Source organism: Enterococcus sp. H57 (assembly GCF_003112495.1).
Taxonomy (GTDB): Bacteria; Bacillota; Bacilli; order Lactobacillales; family Enterococcaceae; genus Enterococcus_B; species Enterococcus_B faecium.
The window spans coordinates 143,987-153,864 of record NZ_BEHC01000056.1 but is presented as its reverse complement, the minus strand read 5'-3'; the positions used below and the strand labels follow the sequence as shown (position 1 = coordinate 153,864).

The window sequence follows — 9,878 nt, the reverse complement described above, 5'->3', positions numbered from 1 at the left end:
ATACAGCAAGTTCTTACGCTTCTTGTACTTTAGAAGAGATAAGAGAAGCAGGCGGGGAGAAAGCACCGCAATGGTTTCAATTTTATATGAGCAAAGATAATGGAATCAATTTGGATATTCTTGAAGTGGCCAAGCGTAATGGAGCAAAAGCAATCGTATTGACAGCGGATGCAACAGTTGGCGGAAACCGTGAAACAGACCGCAGAAATGGGTTTACCTTCCCGCTGCCAATGCCGATCGTTCAGGCTTATCAATCAGGAGTAGGCCAAACGATGGATGCTGTATATAAATCTTCCAAACAAAAACTTAGTCCAAAAGATGTAGAATTTATCGCTGCTCATTCTGATTTGCCAGTCTACGTGAAAGGTGTTCAATCAGAAGAAGATGTCTATCGATCATTAGAATCTGGTGCTGGTGGAATTTGGGTATCTAACCATGGTGGCCGTCAATTAGATGGGGGGCCTGCTGCGTTTGATTCGTTGCAATATGTGGCAGAAGCAGTAGATAAACGTGTACCAATCGTGTTTGACAGCGGTGTACGACGTGGACAACATGTTTTCAAAGCAATCGCATCAGGTGCCGATCTTGTTGCTATTGGCAGACCCGTTATTTATGGATTGTCTTTAGGAGGAAGTATAGGAGTCCATCAAGTGTTTGATTTCTTTAAAACAGAATTGGAAATGGTCATGCAATTAGCTGGAACACAAACAGTAGAAGATATCAAAAAAATAAAATTGCGTGAGAATCGTTTTATTTAAGAAATAAATGACGAAAAAAAATAGGAGTGCGGCAGATGATGCCGTACTCCTATTTTTATAGTTCAAGGATGTCACTAATAGAATAATTTGAAACGAAAAAATAAAATTGAAATATTTTTTCATACTTAATAAAAAAGGAAGAATATTCATGTAAACGATTTTATTGTTTTTTTCTCTTTTATACAAAAAGGGTCATAATTTCAAGTAAGCGGATGAATTCATGAGGATTTTTTGCATACTGTCTCTACTATACTTAGGTCACTAAGAAAAAGGAGTGATTTATTATGAAAAAGAACATGATTGGGACATTATTACTTTCAACACTTCTTCTAGGTGGCTTGGCAACACCAGCTTTTGCTGAGGGTCAAGCGACTTCAAAAGGAGATATTACCTTTACTGAACCAACAAATACCGTTGAGCCTCTTAACCCTACTGATCCTTCAAAACCAGTAGAGCCAGCAGATCCGGAAAATCCAGCAACTGGCCAGACAGGTCCTTTAACACTGGATGTAGTTCCCGAATTGCCATTTGGTACACACGAGATTGAAAGCGGAACAAAAACGTATCAAGTAGACGCTTCAAAAAACGATACACCTTATCTCCAAGTATCAGATCGTCGAGGTGTAGGTGCAGATGGCCAAGCACAAGGGTGGAACGTGACAGTTTCGGTTTCAGATTTTGTAAACGGTTCACAAGTTTTGCAAGGCGCTGAATTAGATTTTGGAACATCCATTGTTAAAAGTACGTCAGATAACGAATCCACTGGACCAACTAGTCAAACTGTAACTGGGTTGAGTAAAGCAAGTGCAGCGACACCAATATTTACAGCAGCAAAAGACCAAGGTCTGGGAACATGGCTTTCTGTTTATGATCCAGCAAATATCACACTGAAAGTGCCGAAAGCAGCAGCTGGAACATTCACGGCTGATTTGACTTGGAACCTCGTGGCTGGCCCAGTAGCATAGAGTATGAAATAAATTCAACAAACTGCGGTGAAAATACTATAGGTGAAGGATTTTTTACCGCAGTTGTTGTTGAAAGGATGTGGTGGACAATGAATCAAAGTAAATGACTGTTTGTTTCGTTTTTTTCTATTTTAAGTCTATTTTTCATTTTTCCGTCAATCAGCCAAGCAAAGGATTCAGCAGGAGACTTTGGAATCAAACCGGTATTTCCAGAGAACCAAATAGATAAAGCAATCGGTTATTTTGATTTATTAGTGGCACCGGAACAAAATCAGACACTAGAAGTAATTATCAGCAATTCTTCAGATGAAGAACGAACATTTGAGGTCTCTGTCAATCCGGCGGTAACGAGTGATGGTGGAACGATCGATTATAGTCAAAAAAAACCAACGTTAGATGAGACATTGCCGTTTGATGTCCGTGACGTTTTGCTCATTGCGAAAAAGGAAATCAATGTATCAGCACATGCAGAAACAACTGTACCTATAGAAGTGAAAATCCCAGCAAAAAGCTTTAAGGGACGTGTATTAGCGGGTATTCATGTTTCACCTAAAGAAGAAGCTGAAACAGAAAATGCTACAGAAGGAGCACAAATCAAAAATCGTATTGCTTATAATCTCGCAGTCGTTTTACAAGAAAGTCAAGAGACGATAGAACCGGATCTGAAACTTTTATCAGGAGATTTGGACGAGGTCAACGCAAAGCCAACTGTTCAGCTTCGTTTCCAAAATCCTCAGCCTAGGATTATCAGCAATTTGATATTTACGAGCAAGATCTTTTATGAAAATCAGCTTTATATTGAAAATACGTCTAATGCATTTTTAGTTGCACCAAATTCGAATTTTCACTTGAATCTTGATTTAGCTGGTGATAAAGCAAAAGCCGGCGATTACCGCGCAGAAATCATAGCAAAATCAGGCGACAGTAATGAATGGCGATTTACACAAAACTTTACGATCAAAAAAGAAAAAGCACAAAAAGTAAATGAAAATTCCGTTTTTGCAGTACAAGAACAATCTTTCCCATGGCTTTATGCAGGATTGGTTGCTGCAGTTCTAGTGTTATGGTTGATTTTGCTGTTTTTGTGGGTCCACAAGAAAAAGAAAAAAGGAGAAACAACATGATGAGGTGATTTCGTTGAAAACATCGATCTTATTGGGAGGGATTATTGCAAGTTTGCTGTTCTTCAGCTGGCAAGAGCCAGTCCAAGCAGATACCAAAAGTTCAGGTATGATTACATTTTATGATCTAAGTCCAGTTCCGCATCCAAGTGGTTCAGTCAATGGCGCATCAAAACAGCAGACACAGCTACCGATTTATAAAGAATCTAATCAACATGGCGTATTCCCGGAGACGAATGAACAAAAGATCCGTTTTCTTTATTTGATCATTGGTATAGAATTATGGCTTCTTGCGTGGTTGTTGTTATGGAGAAGAAAGGAAAAGGAGGATGAACATGTTGCTACAAAATAAATTTTCATTTTTTTGCTCCTTCTTTTTTACTTCGTTTTTTGTTTTAAGTATATTTACCTTTTCACCTTCGGCAGAAGCTGTTGGAGCAACGCCTCCTGCCATTTCTTATGATCCATACACGTATGAAAATATCGTACCTCCAAATGGTGGACGTAGTGCAGTCAATGGCGGGAAGCTTGTCCAACTAACTGGGGCTAACCAATTGCCTAAATTGACTGCTACTTATTTGAACGATGGTTCAAATGATCCTTGGAAAGGTGGCACGGTCCGTTTTCATTGGGAAAGCCATGTGAAACTAACAAATGTACTTGATTTGGTGAATATCACTGCACAAGGATTTGCATTTGTGGCGATCATCAATTTGCCGGAACATGTATCAAGCAGTGATGTATTAAAAGCAATTGACTGGAACAACGCCTACTTGTATATTGCCGGTGCCCCCATCAAGGTTACTAGCGGAAGTTTATTATCAGCAGGAAGCCATACCTTGCGTTTTGGGATGGGGTCGCGGGATACAAATACTCTATTGGCAGATATTATTGCTATTATTACGCGAGGCGAATTCAACGTGGATGATATCCCGCTTCAATTTGATGTTACAGCTAATGTCGCGAAGATGACAGAAAACGGAGATAAATATGATACGAGTCCAAACAAAATTTTGACCAAGGGTAAATTACAACCTTCTATGTCTAAAAAGGCCGTTTTTTCTGTTGATTTTTATGATTCGAATAATATTATCCAAGATCGTATGTTCAATTCGATTTTAGCTCCAGCTGCAGGTAGATTTTATCCTAAATTAACTGGCGGAAACTTGAATCCAGGAGCATATGCATTTTCTGCAAGTGCAGAGATAAATACGTGGAATAGTTACATCTCACCAAGTGATTCAACAGGAAAATATAATACATTTGCTGATACCACAGAATACGTGGATGGAAATAACCAGAACCTTCCAGGCTCTACCAATAGTCGGACATTGACGATGGGGCTGACTGAAGGACGTTTTGATCAGTTGCCATTTAGTCGCTTTGATCGCGTAGTCAACTATTTTACAGGAAAAAACGTTACACAAGGAGCAATACTGACTCATACTCCAGCAAGCACAAGTGGATTGAATCAGACAGCCAATATCGTGTACAGTGGGAAAGATGCGCAAGGCGGATTGCTTTCTCCTGTTGCTTTAAAGGTATTGGAGCAGTACAAGCTAGACGGAACGGTTTTACCAACAAACTTAACAGCCGATAGTTAGTGGGGAAAGCTCCTTTCTTCTGCATCGTACCAAGTCACGGCCAATTGGTCAGCAACTGAACTAAAAAAGGGTTCGATCCATTACAGGCTTTATTCGAAAGGAACCCAAAAATTAGCGACAGGATGGACAGATCAACTTTTCCAAACGATCCAATCAAATAACGGGGGTGTAAATACAGCTACTTCTACACTACCTGCATTGGCTTCAGGGCAATATTATTTTGATTATCGCTTGGTGGACGATGTACTTACTAACATGTATCCGTCTTTTGCGTACAAATGGCAGTCTGAACAAGCTGGAATCACCACTCTTCCTCAAATAACAGTGGCTAATTTTCCATCTGTGAGTGCAGATAGTCAGCTAAAAAACCTTAGCAGACAACCTGAGACAGGAGATCCCCTGTCTGCTCTATCAGGAGATACGATTCAAGAAAATGTGACATTCACGTTAACAAAATCTGGGGATGCGATAACCGACAAAAAAATCACGATCTCACTTCCTGAAAATACTACTTATATCAATGGTTCCTTAAAATTAAATGGTACAACTATCGCAGATACCGGCATTCAACAAGGAGTTTCTGTCCCAGCAGATCTATTGAGCAAAATAGGAGATACCATTCATCTTACTTACAACTATCAATTAAATACTGTAGATACTTCTGTACAATCCGTCAGCATACTGACAAAGGCAGCTGTACTTTCCAGCAATATTACATTAGCAGATGGTGCTAAGCTTCCTAACCCAGTTGTCCAAACATCTGCTAAAACAATTCTTGTCCCCAAACAAGAATTAACATTAGTTAATGTACCAGATGATTTTACATTTGGTAACGATCTCCCCAAACCGTTGAAGACAAGTTATTATGAAGCAAAAGGCGATTTTTCTTTTGATGTGCGGGATACTCGGCTTCCAAGCACGTCTCCTTGGCAACTGACAGGTACATTGACTTCTTTATTTAAGAATGATCAAGGTCAAGAATTAAGCGGAACAAAATTATACTTCAATCATTCTGGATCAAAGCAATTGATTCAGCAAGGTCAAAACACGTTGATTTATGAGAGTGATGGAACAGCTAAAGGAGAGGTTCTCGTTGACTTTCCCGATACCGATGGTTTACTCTTAGAGGTAAATAGCAGTACGAATGCTCAACCTGGCGCAACGTATCAAGGCATGGTCACATGGGAACTGACAGCTGGGCCAACCAGCTAAGTGATTAGAATTTGTATGGATCTGTGATAACTGTCACAGATCCTCTTTTTCAAGGATGAGAAGGAAACTTCTGCTGTTAAAATCAGAAATGCTTGGAGGAGTGGACTTGGAACTTTTCAGTTTGCTTGAAAAAAATGAACAACGGCAAATCAAACTTTTCCAACTTTTATTAGAGGAAAAAGGAGAGGTTTCCGTTAATAACGTACTTACCCGCTTATCAGTTGATCGGGCTACCTTGAAAGAAGATCTGTTTTATTTACAAGCTAACTTGGAAAATATCAAACAATTGGAAATTGTTATCCAAGAAGGGAATATTTTATTAATCAGACATGGAAATATAGCAGCAGTCGATGTTTATTATCATTGTTACTTGCGCTATTCTACAAAATATCAGATACTTCTTTATCTGTTGGAAAATGGCTCATTTGATCGGCAGAAACTTGTCATGGAACTTAATATCAGTTCGGCTACTTTGTCTCGCAGAGTGAAGGAATTAAATGATTCTTTAAATGAGTTTCATCTGAAAATAAAAAGCGGGCGGCTGACCGGTCCAGAAAGTCAAATTCGTTATTTTTATTTCCAATTATTTTGGTTTGGACGTCCCTATCTTGAAAACAAAAAAGAATACAGTGATTTATCAGGAAACACTTTTTTAGATCTGCTGCAAAAAGAGTTTAGTTTTGCTATTACAGAAGAAGGACGATTGAAATTTGAAATATGGCTTTCCATTATGAAGAAGCGAATGCGCTGTACGAAAAAATCCAAACCAGATTATAGCAATCTTCCTGTTGGATTGTTTCAAACGACACAATTTTTATTGGACCTCCATACATTTTTGACCCGTTACTTCTTTCAATATGCCTTTCCTTGGAATCAAAATGAAACGTTGGTTTTTTATCTTTTCATGATCAGTAACTTTACATTAGATACACATAACTCGCATGTCCAGGAGTTTTTGATAAGCGAAAAATACAAAGACGACGTAGTAGCTCAATTGAATCGAACGTTTAAACAATCGATAGAAGAATATTTCTCTTTTTATGTTTTTCCAGAAGAGATTTCGCAAAAGATTGCGTTGACAGTGATGCAAAATCACGCTCATTTTGCCTATTTTAGAGGATGGATGAATATTTTTGGCCAAGAAGGATTAAAACAGCGGTTAACTGAAGTAGAAGATAAACAATTCCTGGTTTTATGTGAAAGATTGGTCAGACAAACATTTGCTATTGTTGATTTTACTGAAGTAGACGAGGAAAATGCCCGCTTTGAATTATTTGCTCGCTATGCATCTATTTTACGGACGCTGATCAAGCAGTTAGAATTACGTCTGCAAATTGCTTATGATCTTCCTTATGAAAGGCTAATGGCGGATATCGTGAAAGAAATCATCCAGGAACAATTGCTGAATACGATCAAATATGATTTAGTCGAATACGAGAAAGAAAAGCAGTATGATATCATTTTGACTAGCCAATTGAAAGAGTACCCGTCACAGAAGTCCGCTAAAGTTTTTGTATTCACTAGCAACGAATATAATTATGATTTCCCCTATTTGAACCAATTTTTAAAAGAATGTTATTTAGAAAAATTGAATTTAAGGATGAATAAAACATGAAAATCGTGATCATTGGTGCTTCCCATGCAGGCATCACAGCTGCCCTAAATCTAAGAAAACTTCAACCGAAAGCAGAAGTTTTACTGATCGATGAAGATCATAAAGATGGACTAGGCTATGTTTCAAATGGAATCAACCTTTATTTAAAAGGAAAGATACGTAGTTTAGCTGAAGTTGCCCATAACATGCGGACTCTTCAAGAAAGTGGGGCAAAACTGATCACCGAATGGAGAGTAACTGAACTTGATCCAGACAAACATCAGCTCATCCTCGCATCCAAAGAAGGAAAAAACGAGACCATAACCTATGATAAATTAATCGTAGCGACAGGTTCCTCTCCTGTCACCTTGTATAAACAAATTGAAGCTGAAAATGTCTACACCTATAAAAATCTAGTGCAATCTAAGCAAGTACTTGCCGCTTTAAAAGAAGCAAAAGAAGTAGTGATCTTCGGTGCTGGTTACATTGGATTGGAATTAGCAGATGCTTTGAGAAATAAAGGATACATTATTCATCTAGTTGATTATATGCCGAATGTTTTATCAAGATATTTCGATAAGGATATGATCAACAGTTTTCAAAATCAGCTGCAAACTAAGCAAATAAATTTTTATCCAAATGAATTCTTGATCGATTGGAAAAAATCAGAAGAAAAAGTAGTATCCGTACAACTTCTGTCTCAAACAATAAAGGCAGATATGGTCATTTTTTCTGCCCAAACTCGTCCTAATACGACATTGTTAAAAGAAAAAGTGGCTTTGTATGAGGATGAGACTGTGATAGTCAATGAATATCTGCAGACAAGTGATCCGGACATCTATGCGATTGGAGATATCGTCCCAGTCAGTTTTGACAAAAATAAACGGCATCTCTTTTTACCTTTAGTTACTCGAGCTGTACATATGGCAAGAGCAGTAGCGCTAACTTTGAGTGGTCAGCCAACCGCTTACGACCTCAGACAAAAGATAACAGCAGCAGTCATTATAGACTACTTTTTAGGAACTGTAGGGCTGACAGAAGATGAAGCGCCATTCTTGGAACAAAATACCGGTTCGTGTTCAGGAGAATTTGATCTATTTCCACAATACGACGAAGAAAACAAAACAGTAAATGCAAAGCTGATCTACCATCCGGATACATTAGAAATAATTGGCGGACAGCTGATAAGCCAAGAATTCTTATTATCAGATTTGAACCTGCTTGCGGATATCGTGAAACACAAAACTACGATTCCACAGCTAGCAGTTGAGGATTTTGGATTTCTGTCTGAATACACCTCTCGTTTTCACTACCTCAATGAGTTAGCTTTTAAAGTACTAGCTAAGAGAGCAAATAGCAATAGAGTAGATAAAAGACTGTGAGAAATATCACGGTCTTTTATTGTGTGGGGATATAATAAATATTAATCAATCGAGAATAAAAAATTCATATAATGAAATAGCGGAAGAATTTTTTGAGCATAATATTCGCCAAAAATTTATCAAGTGATAAAATTGTTGTATAAAATGATTATTTCAGGAGGAGGAGTTAAATGTTTTTAGCATTAAATGAAATTATGCATTCAAAGTTACGTTATGCGTTAGTTGCAGGGGTGATGTTTTTGATCGCCTACCTGGTATTTTTTTTGACTGGGTTAGCTTATGGCTTAGCTCAAGATAATCGAACAGCAGTCGACAAGTGGGAGGCAGATTCGATTGTGCTTTCGAAAGATGCAAATTCAAATCTAGGGATGTCCATGATTACTAAGAAGATAGTAGAAGAAGTCGAAGGTGGGAAAGTGGCGTATCTTGCCCAAACACCTGGAGTCGTGACTAGTAAAGACAGTACAGAAGAAGGAAAAATCAATGTTAGCTTCTTCGGTATCGATAAAAATCAATTCATCATGCCCAATCTTGTTGAAGGAAAAGCTTTTGATAACGATGATGAGGCAGTAGGCGATATTAGTTTGAAAGAAGAATATGGTCTAGCCATAGGAGATACAGTTAAGTTATCTGGTAGTGACAAGACGTTTAAACTAACTGGCTTTACGGATCATGCCAAATTCAATGTCTCACCAGTTCTCTATACAACCATCAATGCTTACCAAGAAATCCGCTTCGAAAAAGAAGATACAAGTGAAAATGCACGGATTAACGCAATAGTTGTCAGAGGTAAAATCAGTAATTTACCTGAAGATTTAGAACAGATCAAAATTTCTAAATTCATCAATGAATTACCTGGATATAATGCGCAAGTATTGACTTTTGGATTTATGATCGGATTTTTGATCGTTATTGCGGCTATTGTGATCGGGATTTTCATTTATGTACTGACGATGCAAAAGATTAATATCTTTGGTGTAATGAAAGCACAAGGGATCACAGGAGGATTTATTGCGCGTTCTGTAGTGGCACAAACATTCATTTTATCATTTGTTGGTATTCTTCTTGGTCTATTAGGAACAGTGGGAACATCCCTTGTTCTACCTGATGCGGTTCCATTCCAAAGCAATTGGCTGTTTTTTGGCGTCATTAGCTTGTTGATGTTAGTAGTAGCTGTGTTAGGCGCACTATTTTCTGTTCGGACAATCGTAAAAATCGATCCGTTGAAGGCAATTGGATAAG

The 9,878-nt window shown here is 38.1% G+C and carries 7 protein-coding genes and 1 pseudogene; all 8 read left to right on the top strand.

Going from position 1 to position 9,878, the window contains the following annotated elements:
• A partial coding sequence (locus DIZ30_RS13750) for an alpha-hydroxy-acid oxidizing protein (RefSeq protein WP_234414806.1) occupies positions 1 to 758 on the top strand: 758 nt, incomplete at its 5' end.
• A 284-nt stretch (positions 759 to 1,042) separates the two neighbouring features.
• Positions 1,043 to 1,723: a WxL domain-containing protein gene (locus DIZ30_RS11090; protein ID WP_002334105.1), complete on the top strand. Its 681-nt coding sequence runs from the start codon at positions 1,043 to 1,045 to the stop codon at positions 1,721 to 1,723.
• Between the two features lie 107 nt (positions 1,724 to 1,830).
• Positions 1,831 to 2,847 carry a DUF916 and DUF3324 domain-containing protein gene (locus DIZ30_RS11085; RefSeq protein ID WP_025478008.1) on the top strand — a complete coding sequence of 339 codons (1,017 nt, stop codon included), beginning with the start codon at positions 1,831 to 1,833 and terminating at the stop codon, positions 2,845 to 2,847.
• A 13-nt stretch (positions 2,848 to 2,860) separates the two neighbouring features.
• The gene (locus tag DIZ30_RS11080) at positions 2,861 to 3,196 is read left to right on the top strand and encodes a hypothetical protein (protein WP_002334107.1); all 336 of its coding nucleotides are present in this window, start codon (positions 2,861 to 2,863) and stop codon (positions 3,194 to 3,196) included.
• Positions 3,180 to 5,660 (top strand): annotated as a pseudogene (locus tag DIZ30_RS13445) (hypothetical protein). Before DIZ30_RS11080 ends, DIZ30_RS13445 begins: the two are co-directional and overlap by 17 nt.
• Positions 5,661 to 5,715: 55 nt before the next feature.
• Positions 5,716 to 7,275, top strand: a complete 1,560-nt coding sequence (locus DIZ30_RS11065) for a helix-turn-helix domain-containing protein (RefSeq protein WP_016925810.1) — start codon at positions 5,716 to 5,718, stop codon at positions 7,273 to 7,275.
• Entirely contained in the window at positions 7,272 to 8,636 is a 1,365-nt protein-coding gene (locus tag DIZ30_RS11060) for an NAD(P)/FAD-dependent oxidoreductase (protein ID WP_002323810.1), read from the top strand. Before DIZ30_RS11065 ends, DIZ30_RS11060 begins: the two co-directional genes overlap by 4 nt.
• Positions 8,637 to 8,806: 170 nt before the next feature.
• A complete protein-coding gene (locus DIZ30_RS11055; RefSeq protein WP_002334111.1) occupies positions 8,807 to 9,877 on the top strand; it encodes an ABC transporter permease in 1,071 nt (356 codons plus the stop codon).
• Position 9,878: the final 1 nt, after the last annotated feature.